General features: G+C 64.0%; 16 protein-coding genes and 1 tRNA gene. 9 read left to right on the top strand and 8 right to left on the bottom strand.

Annotated elements, in window-relative coordinates; translation table 11 throughout:
* Both H8S62_RS12465 and H8S62_RS12460 read left to right on the top strand, forming a co-directional pair.
* A partial coding sequence (locus tag H8S62_RS12465; RefSeq protein ID WP_186919624.1) for a 1,3-beta-galactosyl-N-acetylhexosamine phosphorylase C-terminal domain-containing protein occupies window positions 1-168 on the top strand: 168 nt, incomplete at its 5' end.
* A gap of 25 nt (window positions 169-193) precedes the next feature.
* A complete protein-coding gene (locus H8S62_RS12460; RefSeq protein WP_155151809.1) occupies window positions 194-928 on the top strand; it encodes an FAD-dependent oxidoreductase in 735 nt (244 codons plus the stop codon).
* Between the two features lie 287 nt (window positions 929-1215).
* Here the strand turns inward: H8S62_RS12460 and H8S62_RS12455 are convergent, their stop codons facing one another.
* The 3 genes from H8S62_RS12455 to H8S62_RS12445 form a co-directional block, all read right to left on the bottom strand.
* The gene (locus tag H8S62_RS12455; RefSeq protein ID WP_186919623.1) at window positions 1216-8820 is read right to left on the bottom strand and encodes an endo-alpha-N-acetylgalactosaminidase family protein; all 7605 of its coding nucleotides are present in this window, start codon (window positions 8818-8820) and stop codon (window positions 1216-1218) included.
* A gap of 276 nt (window positions 8821-9096) precedes the next feature.
* Window positions 9097-11220, bottom strand: coding sequence for a PTS sugar transporter subunit IIC/EAL domain-containing protein (locus H8S62_RS12450; protein ID WP_173023599.1), 2124 nt, complete (start codon window positions 11218-11220; stop codon window positions 9097-9099).
* 178 nt (window positions 11221-11398) lie between these two features.
* Window positions 11399-11674 (bottom strand): hypothetical protein, encoded by a 276-nt coding sequence (locus H8S62_RS12445; RefSeq protein ID WP_155151801.1) that lies wholly within the window; start codon window positions 11672-11674, stop codon window positions 11399-11401.
* A gap of 296 nt (window positions 11675-11970) precedes the next feature.
* On the opposite strand from H8S62_RS12445, the gene H8S62_RS12440 reads away from it, so the two are divergent.
* Both H8S62_RS12440 and H8S62_RS12435 read left to right on the top strand, forming a co-directional pair.
* A complete protein-coding gene (locus H8S62_RS12440) occupies window positions 11971-12312 on the top strand; it encodes a helix-turn-helix domain-containing protein (RefSeq protein ID WP_155151798.1) in 342 nt (113 codons plus the stop codon).
* Window positions 12309-12683 (top strand): sporulation initiation factor Spo0A C-terminal domain-containing protein, encoded by a 375-nt coding sequence (locus H8S62_RS12435; protein ID WP_155151795.1) that lies wholly within the window; start codon window positions 12309-12311, stop codon window positions 12681-12683. Before H8S62_RS12440 ends, H8S62_RS12435 begins: the two co-directional genes overlap by 4 nt.
* 303 nt (window positions 12684-12986) lie before the next feature.
* Here H8S62_RS12435 and H8S62_RS12430 read toward each other — a convergent pair.
* A tRNA-Leu gene (locus tag H8S62_RS12430) sits at window positions 12987-13073 on the bottom strand.
* 143 nt (window positions 13074-13216) lie between these two features.
* Between H8S62_RS12430 and H8S62_RS12425 the strand changes: the two genes are divergently transcribed.
* The gene (locus tag H8S62_RS12425) at window positions 13217-13645 is read left to right on the top strand and encodes a hypothetical protein (protein ID WP_155151792.1); all 429 of its coding nucleotides are present in this window, start codon (window positions 13217-13219) and stop codon (window positions 13643-13645) included.
* Between the two features lie 72 nt (window positions 13646-13717).
* Here H8S62_RS12425 and H8S62_RS12420 read toward each other — a convergent pair whose 3' ends face one another.
* Window positions 13718-15010 carry an L-cysteine desulfidase family protein gene (locus H8S62_RS12420; protein WP_186919621.1) on the bottom strand — a complete coding sequence of 431 codons (1293 nt, stop codon included), beginning with the start codon at window positions 15008-15010 and terminating at the stop codon, window positions 13718-13720.
* A 181-nt stretch (window positions 15011-15191) separates the two neighbouring features.
* Complete coding sequence (locus H8S62_RS12415; protein WP_155151788.1) at window positions 15192-15572, bottom strand: RidA family protein; 381 nt, start codon at window positions 15570-15572, stop codon at window positions 15192-15194.
* Between the two features lie 270 nt (window positions 15573-15842).
* On the opposite strand from H8S62_RS12415, the gene H8S62_RS12410 reads away from it, so the two are divergent.
* Entirely contained in the window at window positions 15843-17444 is a 1602-nt protein-coding gene (locus H8S62_RS12410; protein ID WP_186919619.1) for a stalk domain-containing protein, read from the top strand.
* A 403-nt stretch (window positions 17445-17847) separates the two neighbouring features.
* On the top strand, window positions 17848-18216 hold the full coding sequence (locus tag H8S62_RS12405; protein ID WP_155151782.1) for a metal-dependent transcriptional regulator: 369 nt from the start codon (window positions 17848-17850) through the stop codon (window positions 18214-18216).
* Between the two features lie 102 nt (window positions 18217-18318).
* Here H8S62_RS12405 and H8S62_RS12400 read toward each other — a convergent pair whose 3' ends face one another.
* Window positions 18319-20232: a GGDEF domain-containing protein gene (locus tag H8S62_RS12400; RefSeq protein WP_186919617.1), complete on the bottom strand. Its 1914-nt coding sequence runs from the start codon at window positions 20230-20232 to the stop codon at window positions 18319-18321.
* Window positions 20233-20331: 99 nt separating this feature from the next.
* Window positions 20332-21147 (bottom strand): PAS domain-containing protein, encoded by an 816-nt coding sequence (locus H8S62_RS12395; RefSeq protein ID WP_186919615.1) that lies wholly within the window; start codon window positions 21145-21147, stop codon window positions 20332-20334.
* A 189-nt stretch (window positions 21148-21336) separates the two neighbouring features.
* Here H8S62_RS12395 and H8S62_RS12390 point away from each other — a divergent pair, with 189 nt between their 5' ends.
* Both H8S62_RS12390 and H8S62_RS12385 read left to right on the top strand, forming a co-directional pair.
* Window positions 21337-24525 carry a UvrD-helicase domain-containing protein gene (locus H8S62_RS12390; protein WP_186919613.1) on the top strand — a complete coding sequence of 1063 codons (3189 nt, stop codon included), beginning with the start codon at window positions 21337-21339 and terminating at the stop codon, window positions 24523-24525.
* Between the two features lie 141 nt (window positions 24526-24666).
* The gene (locus H8S62_RS12385; RefSeq protein WP_243255643.1) at window positions 24667-26346 is read left to right on the top strand and encodes a catalase; all 1680 of its coding nucleotides are present in this window, start codon (window positions 24667-24669) and stop codon (window positions 26344-26346) included.
* Window positions 26347-26358 lie beyond the last annotated feature (12 nt).

The raw sequence follows: 26358 nt of genomic DNA, 5'->3' as shown, positions 1-26358 counted from the left end.
TGGTACTCCGACAACTTCAATGTGGAGGTCCACGCCTTTGTGGAGAACGGAAAGTTCTGCGTGGTGAACAACACCTACGAGAGCCAGTCCACCACCGTCTACCGGGGCGACGGCTCCGCATTCACCCTCTGCCTTGAACCAAATCAGATCGTCTGGTACGGGATCTGAGCCAATATTGCGGGAGGTTACGGATTTGGAATTTATCAGAGAGCTGGGTCAGGACCTCCCCATCCTCAGGAAGGTGGATGTGCTGGTCCTGGGCGCAGGCCCCGCGGGAGCCGCCGCTGCGGCTGCGGCGGCCGCGGAGGGCGCTGAAACGCTGCTGCTGGAGCACGCCGGCGGCGCTTCCGCCCCGGACGGACCGGAATGTGCGGGCATCGCGCGCCTGCCGGACGCCGCCGTCTGTGCGCCGGTGATGCATGGCCGGCTGGTGCGGGGCGTCGTCGTCCGGCGGCAGGGGGCGCTCCAGGCGGTTCTTGCCGGGGTGACCATCGACTGCACGCCTCAGGGGACGACTGCCGCCTGCGCCGGCGCGGAGTTTATTGAGGCGCACGGGGAGTCCGCAGGGCCTGCCCCGCCATACGGCCCGCGGGAGGTCAGGCACTTCAGGGGCGCCTATACCCTGACGGAACGGGATATCCGCACAAAGCGGATATTTGAGGATTGGGCCGTGAAGGGGGACTATATGATACCGCTGGGGTGTTTTATCCCGGCGGAGATCGACGGCCTGCTGCTGGCGGGGGAGAACATCTCCGGCACCCATGAGGCCTATGCCGTCTATCGGGACCCCGCCGTCTGCGTCAAAATGGGCGTCTCCGTCGGCATTATCGCCGCGATATGCGCGCGGGAGCGTCTCCTGCCCGGTAAAATCCCGCTGGATTTGCTGCAGGACAGGCTGGAGGCGGCGGGGCTGGCGCGGTGCTCGTAAATAAAGCGGAGAAGAGGGCGGCCTATTCAGGCCGCCCTCTTCTCCTTCTGTCAAAGATGTCCCACGGGGCTTCTTTGACAGAAGGCTGCATGACGGCTGGGGCTCTATTTCATAGGAAAAAGTAGCCCTATCCGTCATGGGCAGCGGAACTCTGCGGAGGAATTGATAATGGGACCCAGCGGCACGCCGGGGATGCCGCGCCCTGCAGACGGGAGACGGACGCCCGGCACAGGGGAATGCCCCCGCTGTCCAATGCGGACAGCGGGGGCATTCTCTCTGCAGTGACCTTACAGCAGCTTCACGAAGCGCTCCAGCATGGCGGCGACTTCGTAGCGGGTAGCGGCCCCGGCGGGGTCGAGGCTCTCGCCGTTCTTCCCGGACAGAATACCGGTCCTGACCGCCCAGGCCATGGCGTCCTGGGCCCAGGCGCTGGCCTCGCCGCCGTCGGAGAAGCCGTCCAGCAGGGAGAGGTCCGCCGAGGTCTCCATGCCCAGCATTCCGGCATAGCGGTACAGCATCACCGCCAGGGTTTCCCGTGTGATGGACTGCTCAGGCCCGAAGCGGACCGCGTCCACGCCGGTCACGATGCCGGCGCTGGCGGCCCAGCTCACGGCCGGGGCGTACCAGACGCCGTCGGCCACGTCCTCAAAGTCGTGTCCGCCTCCGGGGAGCTCGCCGGAGAGGCGGTGGAGCACGCAGGCCAGCATCCCGCGGGTCATAGGCAGCAGGCCGTCGAACGCGCCGCCGGGCGTGCCGTTAAACAGCCCCATGCCCGCGACGAAGTCCACGGAGCTCTTCGCCCAGTTGTCCTCCGCCACATCGGTGAAGGAGGTTTCGGGGACGGGGACTTCGGCGGGGAGCTCCAGCCGGGCGATGTCGCCGCCGTCCGGGCCTTTTGCTGCGATGGTTTTGCCGCCCGTGCGGGTGATTACGGTCTCCACGGTCTTCCCGTCGGGCCATTTGGTGATTACGGTGACGGTTCCGGTCCGCCGGTTGGTCACGGTGGTGGTGACGGAGCCGTCCGGGTTCTTTTCCGTCCTTGTGGTTGTGGCGGGGGCCGGGCCGGAGAAGGGGAAGGTCAGGCCGTCGTAGGCGCTCTGGAGGGCGTCGCGGGCCGCGTCCACCCGCTCCTGGGTGGCGCTCTTGTCGTTCAGCACGGCGGCGGCGTCGGTCAGGGCCGCCTGGAACGCCGCCCAGCTCTCGGCGGTGTACCCCTGGTCCACTGCATTTCGGAAGGTCTCGTACAGCACCCGCAGGCCGTTTTTGTCAGGGGTATCGGCGGTGAGCGCCGCCGCCGCTTTGGCGAGGGCCTCGTAGGCGGTGAGCAGCTCGCCGTCCGCAGCGGCCCCACCCTTGTCCAGCGCCGCCTTGGCGCCTGCCAGCGCGTCCTGCAGCGCCTGCCAGCTCTCCACGGCGTAGCCCTCCTGGGGCAGGTCCCGGTACTGGTCGTACAGGCTGTCCAGCGCGCCGCGGTCAAAGCGCAGCGTCACGTCGTCCAGGGTAAGCTGGGCGCCGGAGACCACAGCCTTCACGGAATGCGCAAGATAGTTGGGCGCGGTGATGCGCAGGGTATACTCCCCGTCAGGCAGCGGCAGGGTGGTAAAGGCGCCGTCCGCCCCCGCGGCGGTGCGGGTTACGGCGTTCTCACCGGAGAGGACCGTGACCTGTGCGCCGGATACGCCTGCGCCCGAACTGTTGAGCACCTTGCCGGTAACGGCATGGGTACCGGCCCGGGGCTCATCCGCCGGGGTGATGCGGAGATTGTCGTAAATAAATTGGGTGCCGGAGTTGCGGCCCGCATTGAGGCCCACATACCCCTCGGAGGTGGGATTGCTGCGGATGGTAACCTCATCCATCAGCAGAACGCCGTCCACCCAGAGGGAGAGGGTGTTCTCATCCAACGTGACCTTGACGCGGCGGGTCACGTTGGCGTACAGGCCGGGCCCGGCGATTTCGCTGCTCCAGGCTTCCTTGCCGTTTACGAAGCAGTTCCAGCCCCAGCGGCCGGCATTGTCGAAGGGGCCGACGTAGATGCGGTTATTCAGATCCTGGCCGCGCAGGGTGATGCCAAAGCGCACGCCGCTGACCAGCGGGGTGACGTCCACCTCCACGGTACCGTTTTTCATTCGGAGGCTGTTGTCCACCACGGTGTTGCGTTCGTGGTTGTTGTAGGTCACCTTCAGCGCGCCGCTGCCGCCGTGCTCCACGGCTTCCACGGTTTCGTCCCTGCCGCCGCCGGCGTTGCCCGCCATCGGTTCCATCATGGAAGTATCGCCGGTATCAAAGGTGTTGGCATAGGCGGCGGGGGCCTGGACGGAGAGCACGGCGTCTGTGGTATTGCTCTCCCCGGCGGTCAGCGTGCCCGCGTCCGCGGTGGCGACATCGTAGCCGTCTGCGACGATTTTCACCTGGTATGCGTCGGCAGTCAGCCAGGTGAACTCGTACCGGCCATGCTCGTCCGTGACGGAGGACGCGCCGGTGGGGTTGAAGCTGCCGTCCTCCAGAATGACGCGGGCCCCGGCCACGGGGACGCCGCCGGCGCCGGTCACGGTGCCAGTGAGATTGGTCTCCAGCCTCGTCAGGGCCAGGATGGCGGCGCTGAGGGCGCTTGCGGCCTGATCCACCTCAGCCTGGGCGGCGTCCTGATTCGCCATAACCGTCTTGGCCGCAGCCAGGGCGGACTGGAAGGCGGCCCAGTCGCCGGAGTAGTCGGCCTGCCGCATGCCGTCACCCCGCAGGATGAGCTGGTTCAGAGTGCTCTTTTGGGTTTCACTCACGGAGATGCTCAGGTTGTCCAGGATGAAATCCTTGTAGCCGCCGAAGTTTTTCTCACTCGCCCAGGGGTCCTTCTCTATGTCCGGGCCGAAGCCCTCCGGATACTGGGGTTTCCCACTGGTGGAGCGGATGCCGAACCAGGTCTGGCCGGACTCGTCGCCGATGAGGGTGAAGGTGCACTTGGCCGTTGTGCCCTGCGCCTTGCTCAGGGGGACGGCAGTCACGTCTCCGCTGTAGACGCCGCTGCCGTAGACCACGTCGTATGTACCCTCGGAGCCCATCTGGTAGTCGAAGGAGACGGTGTAGGTCACGCCGGGCTCAAAATGGAAATTCTGGGGGATGGTGTAGTAGACCACGCTGTTCAGCTGCGTCAGGCCGTTGATTTTGACGGACCAGTCGCCGCCCAGAACGTCGCTGACCTTCTTCACGTCCCAGCCGGCCTGGGTGTAGGGGGCGTGGAGCTCGGAGAGGTGGGTGCGCCCGTCGGTGTCGCCCTGGGCGGGACCCACCACGAAGGGGAAGAGACCCTGGGCCACATGCTCAAAGTCCTGGGTGAAGGAGACGAAGCTGCCGTCGGCATCGTAGGTGTAGTGGTCGGACTCGTTCTCCACCACCCGCACGTCGTCGAAATAGGTGCTGCCCTCGCCGTCCTCCCGGCTCAGGGTCAGGGTCAGATCGCCGCTCTCTGGGGCGGTAAAGAACACGTACATATTCTGGAAGTAGCTGGCGCCGTCCTCCGTGGGGTGCGCGTTGCGGTGGACGTAGCTGCCGACGTAGTTGCGGGCGATGGAGCGCAGGGTGTAATTGGAGGAGAGCACATTGCCCTCGCTGTCGGAAACCGTCATGACGGCCCTGGCTTCGCTGCGGTTGTCCACGCCCACGTATACGGCGTATCTCTGGCCGGCCTTCAGGCCGGTCATGACCTGGCTGACGGAGACCTGGCCGTCCATCTTCAGCATGGGAATCTCGTGGTTGGTATACACAACTTCAGCGGCGCCGCCGCCGTCCACGGTCCAGCTGTCGGTGAGCGCGCCGTTGAAGGACACGTCCTTCAGGTGCATACCGGTGCTCCACTCCACGGCGGGGGCGGCGGCGCCGTTCTCGCCCTTAACCACCACATAGGGTGTCTCGGCCTCGATGTTTTCCAGGGTAATCCAGCCGTCCGCCACGGCCACGGTCTGCTCCCCGGTGCGGCCCTGGTCGGTGAGCTTGTAGACCTTCACGGTGGACAGAGTATCCCAGCCCTCCGGGAGCTGCCAGGTGCTCTCGCCGCCCTTTACGTTGTAGTGGTAGAGCTTTCCGCCTTCGCCGTCCCTGGTATCGCCGGCGGTCTTCCAGTACCAGGGAAGCAGGTATTTCAGGTTGCCGGCGGGCGCGTTGCCGGTGAAGTCGCCGGGGTTGGACGCGCCTGTGAGGACGACCCGGCCGTTGAGGGTAATGTTGCGGGAGCGGTACTCCAAGCGCTCCGCGGCGGTCCCGTAGGCGTAGGTGTCGTTAATCTCTCCGTCGGACCCCCGGGTTACCACCACGGTGTCCTTCCGGTCCTGGCTCTGGAGGGTGATCTGTACCTCCGGGGTCCACTGGGAGGTGGTGGACTCACTGAACGTGCTGTGCTTAACGCCGTAGGGGATGGTCACGGCCTCGTCGTTGTCCACCCACTTCATAATGTCGTAGTGCTGGAGGAACTTGGTGGGGAGCATCTGGTTGTACAGCGTGTCGATAAAGAGATCGTACTCCACATCGCCCTGCCACCCCTCAAAGCCCTGCATCACCGGGCCGCCCAGCAGGGGGGCGTTGGCAGCGCCGCCGTAGGTGGGGAAGTCGGGCACGAAGGAGTCCTTGTGGCTGTTGAGCATGAAGCGCATGATGGCGCTGTTGAGCTGACCCTTCTGGTCGTTTTCCCCGTAGGTAAAGTCGCTGACCCAGTGCTGGAAGGTGGAATCCCAGTCGTTGGCGCTGCCCCACTCGTGGACGATGCGCCAGTCGTGGCTGATAATCTCATTGGAGAGCTTCCGGGTCTGCCAGGCGTCCTCAGCGCCGGAGGTGTAGTTGCCCCAGACATCCACGTAGACGTAGTCCAGCTCGTCGGCCACCTGCGCATAGAGCTTGTCCCAGCGCTCCATACGGTTGCCGGAGGCCAGGTCGTAGACGCCATTGATGCCGATACCCTGATCCAGCCAGTTCCAGCGGTAATCCAGGCCGCCGCTGCCGTCTCTGCTGACCATGTCCTCATTGAAGGATTTGGCCTCGGGGTAAAATTCGCTGGCGTTCACATGGATGCCGAATTCCGCGCCGTACTTCCGGCCCTCCACCAGCATGGTCATCATGTCCTCGGCCCCGCCCATGCGGCGGCCGATGTCGTAGTAGTCCGGGTGGCCGGAGTCGTGTCCCTCGTTGGCGTAGCCCTTAAGGAGGATGGACTGGCCCAGGCCGTCGGAGTGGAGGGAGACCCGCTTCACGTTATCCAGGGCGGTGAGGAAAGGGTTGGCCGCCTCACTCTGGAAGTTCATGGAGATACGGGTGCTCACCAGATCGGGGATGCTGTCGCTGTAGGCCGGGATATGGATGATCTCGTTCTCCCGGGCGGCGATGGCGCCGTCCTGCCAGTCCACGGCGCCATCGCCGTTTTCATCCCCGGTGATGACCACCTTGACATAGGGCATCTCGTCCACGCCCTCGCGGATGCCCACCACCTTCTCCTCGGCGGTGAGGTTGGCGTTGCCCGCCTCGTGGGGGTCGCTGCTGCTGATTTTGCGGTCGTAGTACCACAGGGAGCTGCCCGCGCCCACGCTCTTGTAGGCGCCGCTGTCCCGGGCGGAGAGGGTGATGCGGTGGTTGTCCTTGGCCGCGCCGCCCGTACCGATATCGGAGTTGCCGGAGATGCCGGCGCTCAGCTCGTCGTTGGAGAGGAAGACGTACATATAGCGCTGATCGTTCAGGCTGTCCACGTTCAGACTGTCATCCACCGCGCGGAAGTAGTCCCCGCTCTTGATGGTGCTGACGCCCAGGCGGGCCGCCGCCAGGTCCGCGCCCGGCTGGGTGCTGCGCACGGAGATGAGGCTGTGGTCGGGGATCTCAATGCTCTCAATAGGGTACTCCGTCCGCGCGGCGGGGTCGGCGTATTCCACATCGGTGATGTGGAACTCCAGGGTGTTGCCCGCCGCCGTAATCTCGGCGGTAATGACGGCGTCGATGCGGCTGGCCGCGTCCTTTACGGCCATGGTATAGGTGATTGCAGCTTCCGTCTCGCTTGCCTGGGCACTCACGGCGGGCTTAACGTCCACGCCGTTGATGCGCAGGGTGTCCAGCACGGCGGTCTGCCCGTAGAACACCTTGCCCGCGCTGCCGCCCTTCATGGTGTACTGGATGACCCGGGGGAACGCCGTGTCCACCAGCACGTCCATGCCGTCGGTGGAGAGGGTCGCGGTTTTGATTTCCAGCTTCGGCAGCTGAACGCTTATGCCTGTAAGGTCGTCCTCTGCCACAGTTATCTGCCTTTCGGCGCTGATATAGCCATCGGCAGAGATGGTCAGGGTGTACGTCCCAGCCGCCACGCCGGCGATGGTATATCGACCGTCCGCGCCGGTGACGGCCTGCCTGCCGCCCAGCTCGACCAAAGCGTCCTTCAAAGGCGCGCCGCCCTCGCCGGTTACGGTGCCGCTGACGGTGGGAAGCCTGGAGAGGGCCGCGTCCTGTCCCTCCAGGGCCGCGCCGTCCACGGTGATGTTGAGCTTGCCGTCGGCATAGCCCTCCTTGGAGACGGTGGCTGTATAGGCGCCGTCGGCAATTTTGTTGCCGCTGTCGAAGGAGTAGTTGCCGTCGCTGTCGGTGAATACCGTCTTTCCGGCGATGGTCACGGCGGCCCCCTCGATGGGGGCGCCGTCCTTGGCGTCGGTCACGGTGCCGCTGACGACGTAGCCCTCTATTTTCGCCTGACCGGTGTAGGTGACGCCACTGACCAAAATTTCAGTCGACTTATCGTTCCAGCGGCCGACCTTGAAGCCCACGGTGCCGGCGTTGCTGCTGTTGCCGCCGCTGGCGGAGAAGTCAAGGGGCAGCCCGGGGAAGAGGTCCTGGCCGTTGGCGGTGGCCTTGGTCAGGGAGGTCCCGGTCCACTCCAGGCGGACGGTAACCGGCTCACCCACGGCGGGCAGGGCCACCCGGCCGCCCTGGTACCAGGCGCCGTCGCCGCCTGAGAGGGTCTGCCAGAACCAGCCGCCCGCGTCGCAGCCGATAAAGAAGGCGTTGCCGGGGTCTTTATAGTTGAGGTAGACACCGAACTGGGTATAATTATTCGTATGCTCGCTGACCCGCTCCAGAGTAAACTCCAGGAAGTGGGGTGCGTTCACATCCTCCCCCGCCAGCGCGTCGGACAGGGTTTTGTCAAGGAAGACGGCGGGATAGGGATTGTTCACCGTATCGGTCTCGCCGTTCCTGTTGCCGGTTCCCGCCTTCAGGTATCGCTTGCCGTCCCGCAGCTCGTTGACCGCGCCCTCGCCCTTGACGGTGGCGGGGTCCTGTGTCCAATCGTCGTGGATGGCGCCGTCGGCAATGCCCACGTCGGGCGTCTCGGGGACTTCCGGCTCCTCCGGCTCGGTGGGGGCCTCCTCGCCGCTCACCAGGAAGTAATTAATCTCGGTCTGGTACTCATCCCTCTCGGAGGGCTTGGCGTTTTCATTAACCTCATTGGAGATGGTGAGCACCAGGGTGTGCTCACCCTTCCCAAGGCCGCTGACCTTCCAAGCCTCCTGCTCGTTGCCCAGAGCGCTGTCGCCGTAGAAATCCACGTCGGCGCTCTCGCCGTCGTCAATGACGGCCTTCAGGATGGGGCCGTTGAAGGCCTTTTTCCCGTAGACGGCGATGCCGGTCCCGGTGAAGCGGACCGTCACGGCGGAGCCCTCGGTATTGCTGTAGTGGGTGGTCTGACCCTCCGCGTCGGTGTATTCGTGCCAGCCCTCGCCCCATGTGACCGCATCGGTATCCGTGTCCTCAATTTTGGCGGGCTCCTCCGCCGGAGGGGGCTCCTCCGCTGCCGCCGCCGGCAGAAGGGAGAGCACCATGCACAGGGTGAGAAGCAGCGCCAGCGATTTTTGAAGCCTTGATTTTGGCCTGGTCATGCAAAATCCTTCCTTTCCAATTCTAGTTACAGCGTACTGTTCCAGTTGCCGTTGTCTCCATTATACCGATTCCGGGCGCCGCCCGGCTTCTCTATATGTACACTATGTCCATGCTTTTTTATATCTTTAGGCACAAATTTAGTCGCCTGTCACAATAGTAAAGCGTATTTGGGTGGAAACACTGTAATGTGACGGGCCGTATTTCGCGGACATACATGGAATTGGCGGCACGCAAAGATGGAGGCGGCGTCTTGGACGCCGCCTCCATTTTTAAATCTATATGCCTGGGGCCGGGGGCGGACGGTTTGGTCCTTCGCCTTCATCCGCCAACACCGCCGGCAGCGCAAAGCTCAGCAGCTCCGCCAGGGGGACGGCGGGGCTGTACAGATACCCCTGGAACATGGTGCATCCCAGCTCCAGCAGCGCGTCCCGGATGGCCACGCTCTCCACGAATTCCGCGATGACCTGAAACCCCAGGCTGTTTCCCAGGGCGGTGATGGAGCCGATAATCTCACGGGAGCGGCTGTTCTCCAGCACCTGGAGGACCAGGCCCCCGTCGAGCTTGACATAGCGGAAGCGGTTGTTGCGCAGATAGTTGAGGGAGGTCTGCCCCATACTGAAATCGTCGATGGCGAGCACGATGCCGCACGCGCCGAACCGCTCGATATTGGCCGTGATATTGGGCAGATTGGCGAGGGAGGTCTCCTCGGTGACCTCCAGCACCAGGTTTTGGCACACGCCCAACTCCTCCGACAGATGAATCACGCGCTCGGTGAACGTCTGATTGTCCAGCTGATCGGCCACGATGTTCATGGACACGTGAATATGGTCCCCAAACTGCCGGCGCAGTGCGGGGATATCCCGGCAGACTGTGTTGAGAATGGACCAGGTCAGATCCTGAAAGCAGCCGTCCTCCTGGGCCAGGGCCACGACCAGGGGCGGGTACAGCCGGCTGCCGCCGAATTCCCAGCGCAGCAGGGCCTCGGCGCCCACCACCCTGCCGTCGGCGTCAACCTGGGGCTGGTAGAACACCGGAATGGCGTCCGCACGCACGTCGGTGCGCAGCTGGCTGACAATCCCCTTGGCGATGATGCCCAGACTGCCGTTGCGCTCCAGATACCGCGGCCGCCCGCCGGACTGCTCCTGGTCCCGGAAGTGGGCCGTCAGCTCATGGATTAAATAGTCCTCCCGCCCCTCCTGGATGTGCTCGGACAGGCGGACGAAGGGGAGATAAATCAGCGTGCCCAGCGCCACCGTCACCAATTGCACCGCGCTTCCCTTCCAGGAGCCGGTGGCCAGATAGCCGCTGAAAAATACGGGGGTCGTCCAGTTGACCGTCGCCTGCACGGCCGGCATCCAGCCGGATATCACGGCTGCGTAGGACACCAGCATGGAGACGATGGGCGTCAGGATAAAGGGGACGGCCAGGACGGGGTTTAACACCACGGGCAGGCCGAACACCAGAATCTCGTTGATGTTGAAGAGGGCCAGGGGCGCGGCGGAGTAGGCGAGCTGGCGGCTTCCCTTCTGCCGGGAGACGATAAGCAGCGCCAGCACCAGGCAGAGGGTGGCCCCGCTTCCGCCCAGCACGGCGAAATTGTCCAAAAAGGACTTGCTGATGACGCCGGCCGAAGCGCCGTCGGCAAACACCGTCTGCGCCACCGGGTCCAGCGCGTTGCCGCCGTGGATGCCGAATACCCAGAGGAGATCCAGCAGCAGCAGAAATACCACGCCGTTTCCCGGCTCCTGCCGCAGCCCGCCGAAAGCCCGGAAGAGAAGGCCGCTGATCAGATCGTTGAGATTCCCCACGTGGAAAAGCTTCTGCAGCAGAAGATTCCCCACGGCGAACACGACGATGCAAACCGCAACCGGCAGGATGGCCGACATGCTGCTGCGGAAATGGATGTCGTTTCCCGCGCTGTAGGAGCGGTATCTGCGAAAGGCCCCCAGATCGAGGGCAAAAAACAGCCGGGTTGCCAGCACGGAACAGACCATTGCGGTAAATACGCCGGTGGTCCCGAAACAGGACAGCGTGAGCGACCCGCCCTCCCCGCCGAAGGAGGCGATAAAGCAGGCGCAGGCGGCCACCATGGATACAATCCGCAGAGTGAAATTCTCTCCGGCCAGTGCGTCCGAGTAGAAATAGCTGATGGCCAGCACGAGATAGAGGGACAAAAAGCCGGTGGTGGAGTCAATAATGAAGTTGAGAAAGGACACCAAAATACCGCCGCCGAAGGCGGCGAGAAAATCCTGATACGCCGCCGCCGGGAAATTCAGCAGCAGCAGCGCGAAGGAGCCGGTCAGCACCACGGGGATGACAAGCAGAAACCCCTTTTTAATCGCGCTGAGCACCGTATTGTTCTCTATGGCGTACAGCGCTTTGCGGATCGTCCCGATCATGCCGTCACCTCCCCAAATAATAGCCATTTTAACACATTTCTCGCCCTGAAAGAAGAGCCAAGTTCTGCGTCCGGCAGATTCATGATAAATTGCACTGGCCGGTTGGACAGGCTTAATTGCGCAGGAAGGCGGCAGGCCCCCCAAGGGTCTGCCGCCTTCCTGCATTGTAACGGAGATTCTAAGTCACCACAAACCGCTTTGATACCGAGTCCTTCGCGTAACGCTCGTAGATTTCAGGGCGCTCCTCCTTGAGCGCCTTTGTGTCGAGCCGGGTGGAGACGACGGATTTCCAGGATACACGGTAGTCCTTCGTGGTAATCTCATCCACCTCCCGGCGGGTCAGCTCCGCTTTAATCTCGTCCTCCAGCGCGGTAATGCCGTCGTGCAGTTCGTCGGCAGCGCGCTTCAATCTGCGCAGTTCCCTGAGCTTTTCATTGAGAATATCGTCGTTCACGGTACCAGCCCCCATCAGCGTTGATGGTAAACTGTATGATAAAAAAGGGAATGTATGATAGCGCCGCCCTGATTCTCCCGGGGCCTGTACCGCGCCGCGCCGCCCAAACGTTAAAACGCTGAGGACAAATATAGAGAGGAGACTCAGCGGATGAACTGCAGGTTTGAATGTTCGGCGGCAGGAGGCGGGAGAGCGAATGTAGTTTTTGCGTTCCGATATGTCGGTAAATGTTTCCGGTATAAAATCTTGAAATCCTTGCCTTGTCCCCCTATTGTTTACATGTGGGAGGTGTGGAGATGGAGCTGAGGCAGAATCTGTCCGACAATCTGAAGGTTTTGCGGCAGGCGAGGGAGGCGACGCTGGAGGGCTTTTCCCTGGATATCGGTATCAGCCGGAGCACCCTGCAGGAGATTGAGGCGGGCAAGGCCAACGCCACGCTGGACACTGTGGACACCATTGCCGCCCACCTCGGCGTTTCGCCGCTGGATTTGCTGTCGGCAGGGACGGAGACTCCGCAGCAGATTCGCACCATCCTAAACACAATGGAACAGTTCAGCAGACTGACCCCGGAGAAGCAGGAGCTTGCTATCAAGCACTTCCAGGCCCTCATGGCGATTATTGGGGGTGGGGAGCCGTGAGCGTCATCTATGACATGCTCCGGTATGTGGGCGTCGGCCCGCAGTACCGCGGATACCGGTACCTGTCCGTGGCGGTGGAGCTGGTGATACAGCACGGCGGAGGCGACGTGCAGGTGACGAAGGCAATCTACCCTGCGATTGCGCAGCGGTACAATACCACCGGGGACTGCGTGGAGCGCGACATCCGTACGGCTATCCGACGGGCTTGGGAGTCCGGCGGGCAGGAGACCTTAAGCGCCCTGGCGGGACACCCACTGGAGCAGAGGCCGACCAACAGACAGTTTATCTGCCTTCTGGCCGACCAACTGCGCAGGGCGGCACAGGAGAGTCCCGTGGGCATGCTGTGGGTGCAGCTTTTGACAGAGGAATAAAGATGGCCCCGTGGGAACCGTGAACGACGGCTTCCACGGGGTAATTTGTACGGAAACCGGCGCATCCAAAGAAGCGGATTTCTGAGCCGCCTGATGACTGCGGGCGCACCCGTCAGTCCGCTTCCTGCCGGAAAAAATCCGACGCGAGTGCGGTGTAAAAGCATTTTTGCCAGGGACAGAAATCTTGATGCCGGGCCAATTTACTTGGCCCGAGCAGATCAAATAATAGGGGTAAAGCCGCCCAATGACGGCGAAATCCACAAAAAAGGGCAGAAAAGATAAAATCTTTTCTGCCCTTTTTTATGGTGCGCGAGGCGGGAGTCGAACCCGCACGTCCTTGCGAACACTGGCACCTGAAGCCAGCGAGTCTACCAATTCCACCACTCGCGCATATTGTTTGCACTCACCGCAGGGGGCTCAGCGCAAGTGATATATTACCATGTGGACGGGCTCCTGTCAACCCTTTTTTGCGCAAAGACAAAAATATTGCCGCGAGCGCTGGACACACTAGGGACGGAAAGGAAGTGAGCGCGATGAACGGTAACACCGAACTGCTCAATTTTGTCTACCAGAACGCTCAGATGGGCACGGTGACGTTAAATCAGCTGGACGATATCATAGACAACGATGATTTCAAGCGCCATATGAACGCCCAGCTGGAGGGGTACCGCTCCATGGAGGAGCAGGCAAAAAAGCTGCTGGAAGAGAACGGATGCGATGAAAAGGGGCTGACGGCCTTTGAAAAAATCAGAACCTATCTGATGATTGACCTGCAGACCCTGGCGGACAAGTCCGCATCCCATGTGGCGGAGATGATGATGATCGGCAGCAACATGGGGGTCATCAACGCCGTTAAAAATCTGAAGAAATACGACAGGGCGGAAAAGAGCATTAAAAACCTTATGGAGCGGCTGCTGAAGTTTGAAGAGGATAATATACAGCAGCTCAAAAAGTTTCTGTAAAGAGACGGGCAAGAAGCCGCAAAGAAAGCAGCGAAGCAGGCATATGTTACGCCTGCTTCGCTGCTTTCTTGCTCAGGTCTGGTCCTTCTTGTGGATAATCATGTCTAAAATGAGTTTATCCAGCTCGTCGGAGCCCTCGTTGCCCAGAAGGGCGAAATTGTCGATGCTGTCCTCAGGCCGCAGCTCCACAATGCCCTCGTTGGAGGCCACCCGCAGGCGGCGCATGGCCAGGGTGGCGGCCAGCATGGCGGCGTTGGTGCAGGTGGAGATTTTCAGCGCACAGGAGGCCTTGGCCCCGTCGCAGAGCATCCCGGCCACATTGCCCAGCACATTGGAGATGGCACAGGCGATTTCGGGTAGACCGCCGCCCCTGAGCCACACCACGGCGCTGGCCACCCCGGTGGAGGCCACCACCGCGCCGCACAGGGCGGAGAGAACGCCGAACTTGCTCTTGATGTAGATGGTGATGAGGTTGGAGAGGGCGCAGGCCCGCAGCAGCCGCTCCTCGTCCTTGCCGTCCACACGCTCCCACACGGCCACGACGGGAAGGGTTGCGGCGATGCCCTGGTTGCCCGAGCCGGAGTTGGACATGACGGGCAGGTCCACCCCGGCCATACGTGCGTCGCTGGCGGCAGCAGCCAGACTCATGGCGTAATTGGTGGTGTCGTTGGCGCTGGCGCCGGCCGCCACGTCCTCCCGCAGGGTCCTGCCCACACGGAGACCGTAGTCCCCCGCGAGGCCCTCACGGGCGATGGCAGAGTTGAGTTCGATGGCCTGGCGGACCAGGGCGAACTCCTCCAGAGGGGCGGCGGTACAGAACTCATATACGTCGGACAGGTGGTAGGCGGGGGCGCAGCCGTGGTCCTCGCCCTCGGCCCGGCAGCTGTTCTGGTAGACGGTCTCGCCGTTTTTGACGATGGAGTCCACATGGGTGTGGGAGCCGATGACCCGGACCAGGACGGTATCGGCGTCGGTTTTAAGCTCCACCTCAATATAGAGCTTGGCCTCGCATTCCGCCCGGTCCAGCTCCACGTCCCCGGCGGCCACCAGGGCTGCGGCCCTGGCCACAAGCGCCGGGTCCAGGTTCTCCAGCAGCTCCAGCTCCCGGGCAGGGTCGCCGCAGACCGCGCCGATGGCGACGGCGTACTTGGGGCCGGTGAACTCGGTGCCGGGAATGCCCACCACAAAGGCGTTCTTGATGATGTTGGCCGAGGCCCGGAGGATGATGCGCCGGATTTCGCCGGAGGTCTGCGCGTAGGCGGTGGCCCCGGCGAAGGCGATGGCCACGGGCTCGGTGCAGCCGGTAGCCACCCTCATGCCGGAGGACATGGCGTCGCGCAGGGCCTGCATGGTCTGCTGATCCATTTTAATTCACTCCTTGGACAAAAAGAACGGCGGCCCCGAGGGGCCGCCCCACACCGAACGGAGCAGGGCGGGGAGTTCCCCGCCGTCCCTTCCTGTCGCGGTAAAAAACAGCGTCTTAGCTGTTTTTATGCGCGTCGACCCGCCGGAAGGGGTGCGCGCTTTGATTGCAGGGCAGCGAACATCAGGCCTTGTGGGCCACGCACTCAATCTCCACGAGGGCGTCCTTGGGCAGGCGGGCCACCTCGACGGCGGCGCGGGCGGGGCAGTTCTCGGTGAAGAACTCGCCGTACACGGCGTTCATCGCGGCGAAGTCGTTCATATCCTTCAGGAACACGCCCACGCGGACCACGTCGGTGAGGGTCATGCCGGCGGCGTCCACGATGGCCTTGATGTTGGTGAGGGACTGGCGGGTCTGGCTGGCGATATCGTCCCCGGCAAAGGCGCCGGTGGCCGGATCGAGGGGGAGCTGACCGGAGACATAGAGAAAGCCGCCGGCCTTCACAGCCTGGGAGTAGGGGCCGATGGCGCCGGGTGCGCCGGTGGTGCTGATGATCTCGTTCATGGGTATTTTCCTCCTACATATAAAATAAGGAATCAGGCTTGGCTATTCCCTTACAGGATAGAGGAAAAAAGCGGAAATGTCAATGTCAAGAAGAGAGAAAATAAATAGTTTTGAAGCTAAACTGAAAAAGTTTCTGAGAAAAATCTGAAATATTTTTCAGCAACCTGAAATAAACAGGCCGCGCGGCCCGTTATTGTGGTGAAAGGGCAAAACGAATCAACCGCTACCCAAACAGGCGCTGGCGCGCCGAATAAAAATGGAGGTATTGATATGAAACGCATGAGAACCGCCGTCACCGCACTGGCACTCACCGGCGCTCTGGCCGTCGGCGCAGTGGCCGCCACCACCGTGCAGAAAATTACCGCCGACTTGCGGCCGGACATGACCGTCCAGGTAGACGGCGAGGCCCGGACCATGCTGGACCAGAAGGGCAACATCGTCTACCCCATCAGCTACAACGGCACCACCTACCTGCCCGTCCGCGCCCTGGGTGAGATTCTGGGCCAGAACGTGGCGTGGGACAGCGCTACCCAGACCGTCATCCTCACGGAGAAGACCTGGGAGACCGTGGAGCAGTACGCCACCATCGGCGCGGTGGAGAAGGCCATGACCGCCGCCGAGCAGGACATCACAAGCCTGAAGGCGGCGGGCACCTACACCGAGCGGGCCAAGCAGTACGCCGCCCAGATGGTGAAGCTGGAATCTGTCCGCTCCAGCCTGGAGGCCCTGGTGGAGAAGAACCAGGAGGACTTCCGCTCCGGCGCCATCGACTACAAGGCCTTCAACGCCATGCAGGACCGGACCGGGGCTGTGGACGTGCGGCTGAAGGACGCCCAGGCCGCCCTGGAGAAGAAGACCATCGCCGACGACTCCGGCAGGCTCACCGCCTACCAGGAGTCGGACAGCGCCTTGAAGACCCTGGAGAGCCGCACCGCCGAGCTGGAGAAGGCCGTCAAGAGCCTGTCCCCCGCATCCGACTACGCCGGACGGGTGAAGCAGTACCAGGAGCTGTCCGAGAAGCTCTCCGCGCACAGCAGGGACGTGGCCGCGCGGGCCGAGATTATCAACGAGGACCTACGCCAGCAGCGGCTGAGCTACGACGATTACAACACCCTCAGCGCCCGGGCGGGCAGCCTGGACGTGCGGCTGAAGGACGCCCAGGCCGCCCTGGAGAAGAAGACCATCGCCGACGACTCCGACCGCCGCACCGCCTATGAGCAGTCCGCCGCCGCCCTCAAGGATCTGGAGCGCCGTATGAGCGCCCTCAAGACCGAGATAGCAGAGCTGAAAGCGGCCGGAGACTACGCTGGCAGGATTAAGCAGTATTTCGACATGGATGAGAAGCTCTCCGCCCTCGCCAAGGACGTGTCCGCCCGGTACGGCGTCATCAACGACGACCTGCGCCAGGGCCGCCTGACCTATTCCGAGTACAACGCACTCTCCCAGCGGGCCGGGGACGTGGACGTGAGCCTGAAGGACGCCCGCGCCAGCCTGGAGCAGAAGATTTTCCAGGGCGAGGAGGAGCAGCCCGACCCCAAGCCCGATGAGGGGAACAAGACCGTCTACGACCGATATGCGGCCAAGATCAGCGACCTGGACGGCCGGGCCGACAAGCTGTGGAAGGACGTGGAGGGATACAAGCCGGCCAACAACGGACACAGCAACAAGCAGCAGCACAAGGCCATTTTCAACAAAATAGACGCCCTGGATGACGAGACCGATGACCTGGAGGACGCCATTGAGCACTCCTACAAGAAGGGCGAGCTCTCCAAGAGCCAGTACCGCGCCCTGGAGAACAGCCTGGACAAGGTGGACGACAAGCTGGAGGATATGGAGGACTATCTCGAGCACAGGCTGGGGATTGACGACTGACAGTTGGGCGTTGAGCAATGACAAGAGAGCGGGGCAGCCTACCGGCGGCCCCGCTCTCTTGTCAAAAAAGTCCCTCCGGGCTTCCTTGACAGAAGGCTGCATGACGGACGGGGCTCTATTTTTTGAAAAATAGTCGCCCCGTCCGTCATGGGAATTGTCATTTCTGAGGCGTATATCCCCGGGAATGACGGCTCTTAACTTTATTCCGTCGCCTGCGGACGACGGAACTCTGCGAGGCTTGCTCTTCGGAGAGGGTTTTGCCAGCCTGAGCGGGACAGGAGGACGGGCGGCCGCAGGGGCGGCTCCTGCGGCGCGGGGACACGGTTTGGCGGGGCCGCTTGGACTTGTCTTCCGGCCCTGGCTATGGTAGAATAGGACAAAATGAATCGGCCGGAGGTAGACCATGAAAATACAGGAATCGGCGGAAAACTATCTGGAGACCATCCTCATGCTCAAGGAGGAGAAGGGGACTGTGCGGGCCATCGATATCGTCCACCGCATGGAGTTCTCCAAGCCCAGCGTCAGCCGCGCCATGAGCCTGCTCCGGGAGGGCGGCTACATTACCACCGACAAAGACGGCCTTATCGATCTAACCGACGCGGGCAGCGAAATTGCCAAGCGCATCTACGAGCGGCACACGCTCATGACCAAATGGCTGATTGCCCTGGGCGTCTCGCCGGAGACGGCGGCGGAGGACGCCTGCCGCATCGAGCACGACGTATCGGAGGAGACGTTCCAGAAAATCAAGGCTCATATCTCCCGGGAAATTTGAAGGGATCGGTTGCTATCAAGCGGAATATACAAAAAAAGCACGTCCCTGCGGGCAGGACCGCAGGGACGTGCTTTTTGTCGGCCGATTCTGCAACGGCCCCTTTCAGGTGGGCCTACGGCCCTCCAGACGGGCCAGGCGCTCCTTGAGTCGCTGCTTCAGCAGGAAGGTGGAGAGCACGTTGGAGACCAGGGAGAGGGAGGAGATCTGCTCCCGGGTCCAGCGGCGGCTGGCGCGGCACTCATCAAACCCCACGAAGCCGAGGAAGCGGCCGTCGTCCTGAATTGCGCACTGGAGGAGGGACTCGATCCCCTGAGCGGCGAGGCCCGCGTACAGCTCGGGGTGGAGGGCGCGGATATCCTGACAGCAGAAAACGCCGTCGGCGTCGAAATAATCCCGGTAATCGCCGAAGCCGCCGCAGTAAGGGCGGCTTTGGAGGTTGTGGATCTCCGGCGAGACCCCGTCGCCGCACCACTCAAAGGTATTGGTGCACAGGGAACCGTCCCCGCAGTTTTCAAAGATATAGACCCGGCTCACGTCGCAGGACCGGCCCACGATCTCCAGCATCTGGGGGATGGCGGTGATTACGTCCAGAGAGCTGTAGAGCATCCGGAAGGCGTACTGGGCCAGCGTGTAGTCCAGATCCCCGGAGTCGATGCGGCCGCTGACTGCGGAGAGGGACAGGTCGGGGGAGAAGGACGCGGGCCGGGGGCCGGGCTGGTAGAGGGCATAGCTGCCGCGGCCGCTGTTTTTGACGGTATAGAGCGCGTGGTCCGCGCAGCGGCAGAGGGAGAGGTAGTCGTCCCCGTCCTCCGGCCCAACGGCCACGCCCACGCTGCAGGAGAGGGTGGCGCAGCCGCCCTTCTGGACGGGGATGAGGGTGAGCACGCGCAACAGCTGCTCGGCCCTCCTGGCCGCCTCCTCCCGGCCGGAGAGGCAGGGGAGAAAGGCCAGAAATTCGTCCCCACCAATGCGGGAGAGAACGCAGCCGGGGTCGGAACGCTTCTTCAGGTGGGCGGCTACGTCGGAGAGGACGGTGTCCCCGCAGAGGTGACCGAAGTGGTCGTTGATCTGCTTGAAGTGGTCCAGGTCGATGATCATCAGAGCACAGACGCCGCCCTGCTTGAGTCGATCGTCGATGATGGACTGGGCCGCGCGCTTGTTGAGCAGGCCCGTCAGCGCATCCCGCTGCGCCATGTCCAAAAGCTGCTGTTCGTGCCGCTTCTCCGCGTCGATATCCACGATGACGCCCACGGCTTTAATGGGCCTCTCATCCCGGTCGAACTGGGTGGTGGCCCGGATACGGCACCAGCGGTAGCGGCCCTGGCCGTCCCGGATGCGGAATTGAGCCTCCGAGTAGGGAACGCCGGCGGCGGTGTCCTCCATGATGCGGACAAAGGAAGACCGGTCCTCCGGATGGATGTTCTCGGAACAGGGAATGCGGCGGCTGATGGCGCCGGTGGTGGGCTGGTAGCCGAATTTCTTGAGCCAGTTGGGGGAGTACTCCAGGGTGTCGGCATGGATGTCCCACTCGAAAATCACGTCGGTGGCCTGGTCCATGATGATGCGGTGGCGCTCCAGGGTGAGCTTCAGCGCCTCCTCCGCCTGCTTGCGCTCGTCGATATCCAGTACGATGGAGTAGAAGCGCTCCTCCCCGCCCACCACGGTCAGGCGGCAGCGGTCCAGCACCCAGACGGCGGCGCCGTCCCGCCGGAGGAGGCGGTATTCGGTCTCGGTGGTGCTGCAGCCGCCGGCAAGCTGCGCCCGGACCGAGCGGCGCAGGCCGTCCCGGTCGTCCGGGTGGACCAGGACGATGAGAAGATCGTCGGCCTCGGTGCGCAGCTCGTCCCGGGTATACCCCAGCAGGGAGAGAAAGCCGGGGCTGATGTAGGTGAGGGTATAGTCCTCGTCGTTCCGGCAGGCGTAGACGCCGCCGGGGATATTGTTGGAGAGCGACTCCAGCTCCTGGGCGGTACGGGCCTCCAGAGTGTGAAGTACCTCCTGCTCCAGCTGTCTCATTGTCCAAGCCTCCCGTTCTTGATGGGCCTTTTCCTCATTGTAGTACGAAGCGGGGAAAAACGAGAAGGGTTCTTTTGTCTCGTTTTCTGTCGGAACGTGTCAGGAGACCGCGTCCGCCGGCAGAACGGTGACCAGCGAGCGGGTGATGGAGCCGCCTGGGTTCCGCAGGACGTTGACGGCGAGGTAGCAGCGCCGGTAATCCCCCTCCGTGAGCAAGAGGCGCAGGCAGGCCCGGGAGCTGGCGGCGCCCCGCCGGACGGTCTGCGAGAGGGCCTCCGCAAGAATCCAGTCCTCGGGATGGACCAGCTCGGGGGTGAGCATATAGTGGTTTCCGTCCCGGCCCAGCCTCGGATAGAAGGCAAAGCTGTCTGCGCCGGGAGAGGCGTAGTAGACGCCGGTCTCCAGGTCGGCCTCCATCAGAAGGAGGCCGGACAGCTCCATGATGGCGCGGTAGCAGGCGCTCTCCAGCCGGCGGCCCAGATTGAGATGGCGGCGCAGCAGATCTGCATGGCCGCCGTCTTCTGGCGGAGAGGGCGGGGCGGACTTTTCGTCGGTGACGTCCAAGGCGGCGCCGTCGAGAAATTCCCCGCCGCCCGCGGGCTGCAGCCGGAGGAGTACCCAGCGCGTCAGGCCCGAGCGGTGGGCCGCCCGGAAGCTGAACTGGAAGGGGCCGCCGGCGCGCAGACCGTCCGACAGGGCGGCGCGTGCCATGGGCCAGTCGGCAGGGGTCACGGCGAAAGCCAGGGAGGTGAAGCCCGCGTCGGCGGCCTCACCAGGCGTATAGCCGAAGAGCGCGAAGAAGGACTCGTTGGCCCGGCAGAGGGCGGCGGGGCCGTCCGGGCGCAGGCGGCAAAACCCGCAGGGCAGGGCGCCCAAGTCCGTCGGCGCGGTGAAATCCGGGTGTACCGTTTCCATAGCGGCCTCCTATCCGGCCGGCGGCGCGGCCTGATTGGTGGAGAGCGAACGGGCCGCAGCCCTTGCTCATTCGATATTATCATAAAATAAATACGGTATAATTTCAATCCTTTACCAGAAATAAGTATCATTGGACTTGAAAAAAGGGGGAATCACCACTAAACTGGTGGAGAAAAGGGGGACGAGCCGATGATGATTGCCGATCTGCATATCCATTCCAAATACTCGCGGGCCACCAGCGGGGAGTGCGTGAGCGAGTACCTGGACCTGTGGGCCAGAAAGAAGGGCATCGGCCTGGTGGGGACCGGTGACTTCACCCACCCCGCCTGGCGCGCCGAGCTGGCCGGGAAGCTGGAGCGGGAGGAGGACGGGCTCTACCGCCTGCGGCGGGAGTTCGTGCTGCCCGGGGCCGGGGAGCTGGCCGGGGCGGGACCCCGCTTTGTGGTAACCGGGGAGATCAGCACCATCTACAAGAAGGACGGAAAGACCCGGAAGGTCCACTCGGTCATCATTCTGCCCTCCCTGGAGGCGGCGGACGAGCTGTCCCGGCGGCTGGAGGCCATCGGCAACATCCGGTCCGACGGGCGGCCCATTCTGGGCCTGGACTGCCGGGACCTGCTGGAGATTACGCTGGAGGCCTGCCCTGAGGCCGTTTTTATCCCTGCCCACATCTGGACGCCCCACTTCTCCCTCTTCGGGGCGTTCTCCGGCTTTGACAGGATTGAGGACTGCTTCGGGGACCTGACGGGGCATGTCCACGCCCTGGAGACCGGCCTCTCCTCCGACCCGCCCATGAACTGGCGGCTCTCCGCCCTGGACGGGTACCAGCTCGTATCCAACTCGGACGCCCACTCCCCGGCCAAGCTGGGCCGGGAGGCCAATCTGCTGGAGATCCCGCCCGAGTATGCCGCGCTGAAGACCGCCCTGGAGACCGGGAAGGGGCTGGAGGGGACGCTGGAATTTTTCCCCGAGGAGGGGAAGTACCACTTTGACGGGCACCGAAACTGCCACCAGTGCCTCACCCCGGCGGAGGCAGCCGCCAACGGCGGGAAATGCCCGGTGTGCGGAAAGCGGCTGACCATCGGCGTGCTCCACAGGGTGGAGGAACTGGCCGACCGGGCGGAGGGGTATGTTCCCGAGGGCCGTAAGCCCTTCGAGAGCTTGGTGCCCCTGCCCGAGGTGGTCGCCGCGTCCACCGGCGGCAGCGCCGCCGGGAAGAAGGTCGGGGCGATCTACGAGAAGCTGATCCGGGAACTGGGGAGCGAGTTCCACATCCTCCGGGAGGCCCCGCTGGAGGATATCCGCCACAGCGCCGGGCCCTGCGTGGAGGAGGGCATACGCCGCCTGCGTGCTGGAAAGGTGGAGCTCTCGCCGGGGTACGACGGGGAGTTCGGCGTGGTGCGGCTGCTGGACAAGGCCGAGCGGGGGGCGCTGAACGGGCAGGTGAGCATATTCGGCGCCGCCGAGGGGCCCCAGCGGGCCGCAAAGCGGGAGTCAGGCGCCGCCGCCGCGTCCGCGCCTGAGCGGGCGGAGAAGCGGGAGGCGGAGCCGGGGATCCTGGAGGGCCTGAACACCGAACAGTACGCCGCCGCCACGGCGGAGGACCGGGCGGTGGCCGTGGTGGCCGGGCCGGGCACGGGGAAGACCAAGACCCTGGTGGCGCGGGCGGCCTGGCTCATCCGGGAAAAGGGTGTGAAGCCCTCCGAGATCACCGCCGTGACCTTCACCAACCGGGCCGCGGAAGAGATGCGGGCGCGGCTGGAGCGGGAGCTGGGGGGGCGGAAGGCCGTCAGGGGCATGACCATCGGCACCTTCCACGCCATCTGCCTGGGAGAGCTGGAGGACGCCCGGGTGGCCGGGCCATGGGAGACGGCAGAGCTGGCCGGGGAGGTGCTGCGGGAGCAGGGCCTCAGGTCCGCGCCGGGGACGCTGCTGGGGGAGGTCTCCCGGCGGAAAAACGGTCTTCCGGGAGAGAACGATATCCCGGAGGAGGTCTGCGGGCGCTATGATGAGCGGCTGCACAGTGCGGGGCTGCTGGACTTTGACGACCTGCTGCTGGAGGGGCTCAGGCGGGCGCGGGGCGAAAAAAGGCAGTCCAGGCGCTTTCGCCATCTGCTGGTGGACGAATTTCAGGACGGAAACCCCATCCAGTACGAGTTGGCTCTGGCCTGGAACCGGGGCGGGGAGAGTCTCTTCGTCATCGGAGACCCGGACCAGTCCATCTACTCCTTCCGGGGGGCGGACGCGGACTGCTTCGCCCGGCTGGGGGAGGCGTTTCCGGGCCTGAGACAGGTGCGGCTGGTGAAGAACTACCGCTCCACGCCGGAGATTCTGGCCTGCGCCCTGCCGGTCATAGAGAAAAACCCGGGGGCGGACAGGGCGCTGGAGCCCGTCCGGGAGAGCGGAGCCGCCGTGCGGCTGCTGCGGACGGAGAGCCCCCTCTCTGAGGGCATTTTCGTGGCCCGGGAGATCGCCCGGCAGGTGGGCGGTGTGGATATGCGCTCCGCCGGGGAGAACCGGGGGGAGGGGACGCGGAGCTTCGACCAGTTCGCCGTACTCTGCCGCACACGGCGGCAGCTGGAGGCGCTGGAGCGCTGCCTGCGCCGGGACGGAATTCCCTGCGTGACGGCCGGGCGGGAGGACTTTTTAAACGACAGGCTGGTCCGGGGGGCGCTGGCCTTTTTCCAGAGCCTTGTCCGCCCGGCAGACGGCGCGGCGGTGGAGGCGGCTCTCAGGCTGGCCTTTTCCTGCCCGCCCGATCTGGCGGCGGGGGCGGCGGCGGTGTGGCGCGGGACTGGCGGCGGAGCGGAGGCCCGGCGGCTGGCGGCTGCGGAGGGCTATCCCCAGGTGGGGGGCCTCCTCCAATGGCTGGAGCTGACGGAGCGCTTCGCGCCCAGAGCTGCCAGGGAGAAGCCAATGCATCTGCTGCGGGAGTTTGCACAGCAGATGCATTGGGAGGGAGAGGCTCTGGAGGGCCTTCTCAATACGGCGGTCTTCCACCGGGAGATGGCGCCCTTCCTGGAGAATTTAACCCTGGGTCGGGAGGGGGACGTGCTCCGGGGCGGGGGCGGGAGCTATGAGGCGGGGTATGTGACCCTTATGACCCTCCACGCGGCCAAGGGGCTGGAGTTCCCCGTGGTGTTCCTCTGCGGAGTAAACAGGGGGCTGATCCCCTATGAGTCCGAGCGGCGGAAGGCGGATCGGGCGGAGGAGCGGCGGCTTTTCTACGTGGGTATGACCAGGGCCAGGGACGAGCTGCTCCTCCTGGCCGGTGAGGATCCGTCGGAGTTCTTGGCGGATATCCCGCCCGCACGGCTGGAGCTGGGAGAGGCTCACCGGCGGCGAGAGAGGCCCGCGGAGCAGTTGAGCTTGTTTTGAGACCGGCTGAGGAAGGGCGGATTGCGATAACGCGGAGGACGGGGAGAGAGCGTTGAGGGGATGTCCGTTCACAAATGGGGCGTTTCCTCCATATCATGCAGTGATGAAGCAAAAAATCCACTGCAAAATGGAGGGTTTCCCATGTCGAACGGATGGTATCAACTGGAGCGGGAGCGGGGCCGCAGGGGCGGGGCCGTGCAGCAGGACTGCCGGCGAAGCGCGCCGCCCATGCCCATACCCAAGCCTGTGCCGCGCCCCGCACCGGTCCCGCCCGCCCAGCCCAGGACGGAGCGCGGCTCTTTGCCGAAGGAGGAATGCGCCCCCGCGGCCGATCGCGTCCGGGCGGAGCAGGAGGTCTGCCCGCCGCCCCTGCCCGAGCCAAGGCCGGAGCCGGCCTGCGGGGAGCCGTGCACACCCGCCGCTCCCGTGCCGGCAGCCCGGACGGAGCCGGAGGGCCCCGCGCCCCGGAAAATAGAGTGGGCCCCGGTCCAGGGGGCCGGGCCGGACCCCTACGGCGACCAGCTTGGCATTCTCCACAGCCAGACCGTGGGACCGGACGGCCCGGTGGTGCTGCAGGACATGGCGCTCCACGAGACCTTAAACGGATTCGTCCACGAGAAGCTTGTGGAGCGGGCCGTCCATGTGAAGGGGTGGGGGGCCATGGGGCGCTTCATCTGCGAGCACGATATGAGCGCCTATACCATGCTCCCCTTCCTCCAAAGGCCGGGCTGCACCGTGCCCACCGCGTCCCGCTTCTCCCTGGCGGTGAGCAACAAGGGCACGCCGGACACCTCACGGAACGTCCGGGGGTTCTCCACCAAGTTCTATACCGAGCAGGGGGTGTTCGACCTTCTGTGCAACCACCTGCCTGTGTTCTCAGTGCGGGACGCGATACGGTTTCCCGAGTCCATCAAGGCGTTTCTGCCCGCGCCCACCAACAACCTGATCGACCCCCAACGGTTCTGGGACTTTGTGGCCCGGGCGCCCGAGTCCACCAACTTCGTCACCTGGCTCTACTCCGATATGGGCACCGTCAAGAGCCTGCGGCGGCTGAGGGCCTACGGCGTGAATACCTACGTGTGGAAGAACAAATGCGGCGAGCGCCGCTATGTAAAGTACCACTGGATACCCAAGCTGGGGGCGGAGTACATCACCGCCGGAGAGGCGGAGCAGCTGGCCTGCCAAAACCCGGACTGCGCCGGACAGGATTTGTACGACGCCATCCGCCGGGGGGACTGCCCCTGCTATGAGCTGAACGTCCAGCTCATGGAGCCCTGGAACGCGGAGAAGCTGCCCTACGACCCGCTGGACGACACCAAGGTGTGGAGCGAGTCGGATTACCCGCTGATACCTGTGGGGACGCTGACGCTGGACCGGAATCCGGACTGCTACCGGGAACAGGTGGAGAAGCTGGCCTTCTCCCCCTCCAATCTGCTGGAGGGGGCGGAGCTGTCGGCAGACAAGATGCTCCAGGGGCGCTCCTTTATCTACACCGACGCCCAGCGCTACCGCCTTGGGCAGGATTTCCGAAGGTCGAAGGTGAACGGGCAGGCCGACTGGCGGGCGGACTGCCAGGCGCCCTCGGGCATCGGTGTGGAGGCCTGCGGGGTCCAGGAGCGGACGGATATCTGCAGGCAGGACGACTTTACCCAGGCGGGGGAGTTCTTCCGCTCCCTCTGCCCGGAGGAGCGGGAGCGTCTGACGGAAAATCTGGCCGGGAGCCTCGCGGCGGCCTGCGGGGAGGTCCGACGGACCGTGCTGGGCTACCTGTGGCAGGCGGATGAGGAGTACGGCAGAGCCGTGGCGGAGAAGCTGAGGTAAATGCAAACGCCC

The sequence above is a fragment of the Lawsonibacter faecis genome (assembly GCF_014287675.1).
Taxonomy (GTDB): Bacteria; Bacillota; Clostridia; order Oscillospirales; family Oscillospiraceae; genus Pseudoflavonifractor; species Pseudoflavonifractor faecis.
The sequence above is the reverse complement of the archived record's forward strand: the minus strand, read 5'-3'. Positions and strand labels throughout refer to the sequence as shown.

What these genes read in the sequence shown, in the direction of transcription:
- H8S62_RS12455 (WP_186919623.1), bottom strand. Translation starts at nt 8,820, where the DNA reads ATGACCAGGCCAAAATCAAGGCTTCAAAAATCGCTGGCGCTGCTTCTC.
- H8S62_RS12450 (WP_173023599.1), bottom strand. Translation starts at nt 11,220, where the DNA reads ATGATCGGGACGATCCGCAAAGCGCTGTACGCCATAGAGAACAATACG.
- H8S62_RS12440 (WP_155151798.1), top strand. Translation starts at nt 11,971, where the DNA reads ATGGAGCTGAGGCAGAATCTGTCCGACAATCTGAAGGTTTTGCGGCAG.
- H8S62_RS12425 (WP_155151792.1), top strand. Translation starts at nt 13,217, where the DNA reads ATGAACGGTAACACCGAACTGCTCAATTTTGTCTACCAGAACGCTCAG.
- H8S62_RS12420 (WP_186919621.1), bottom strand. Translation starts at nt 15,010, where the DNA reads ATGGATCAGCAGACCATGCAGGCCCTGCGCGACGCCATGTCCTCCGGC.
- H8S62_RS12415 (WP_155151788.1), bottom strand. Translation starts at nt 15,572, where the DNA reads ATGAACGAGATCATCAGCACCACCGGCGCACCCGGCGCCATCGGCCCC.
- H8S62_RS12410 (WP_186919619.1), top strand. Translation starts at nt 15,843, where the DNA reads ATGAAACGCATGAGAACCGCCGTCACCGCACTGGCACTCACCGGCGCT.
- H8S62_RS12405 (WP_155151782.1), top strand. Translation starts at nt 17,848, where the DNA reads ATGAAAATACAGGAATCGGCGGAAAACTATCTGGAGACCATCCTCATG.
- H8S62_RS12400 (WP_186919617.1), bottom strand. Translation starts at nt 20,232, where the DNA reads ATGAGACAGCTGGAGCAGGAGGTACTTCACACTCTGGAGGCCCGTACC.
- H8S62_RS12395 (WP_186919615.1), bottom strand. Translation starts at nt 21,147, where the DNA reads ATGGAAACGGTACACCCGGATTTCACCGCGCCGACGGACTTGGGCGCC.
- H8S62_RS12390 (WP_186919613.1), top strand. Translation starts at nt 21,337, where the DNA reads ATGATGATTGCCGATCTGCATATCCATTCCAAATACTCGCGGGCCACC.
- H8S62_RS12385 (WP_243255643.1), top strand. Translation starts at nt 24,667, where the DNA reads ATGTCGAACGGATGGTATCAACTGGAGCGGGAGCGGGGCCGCAGGGGC.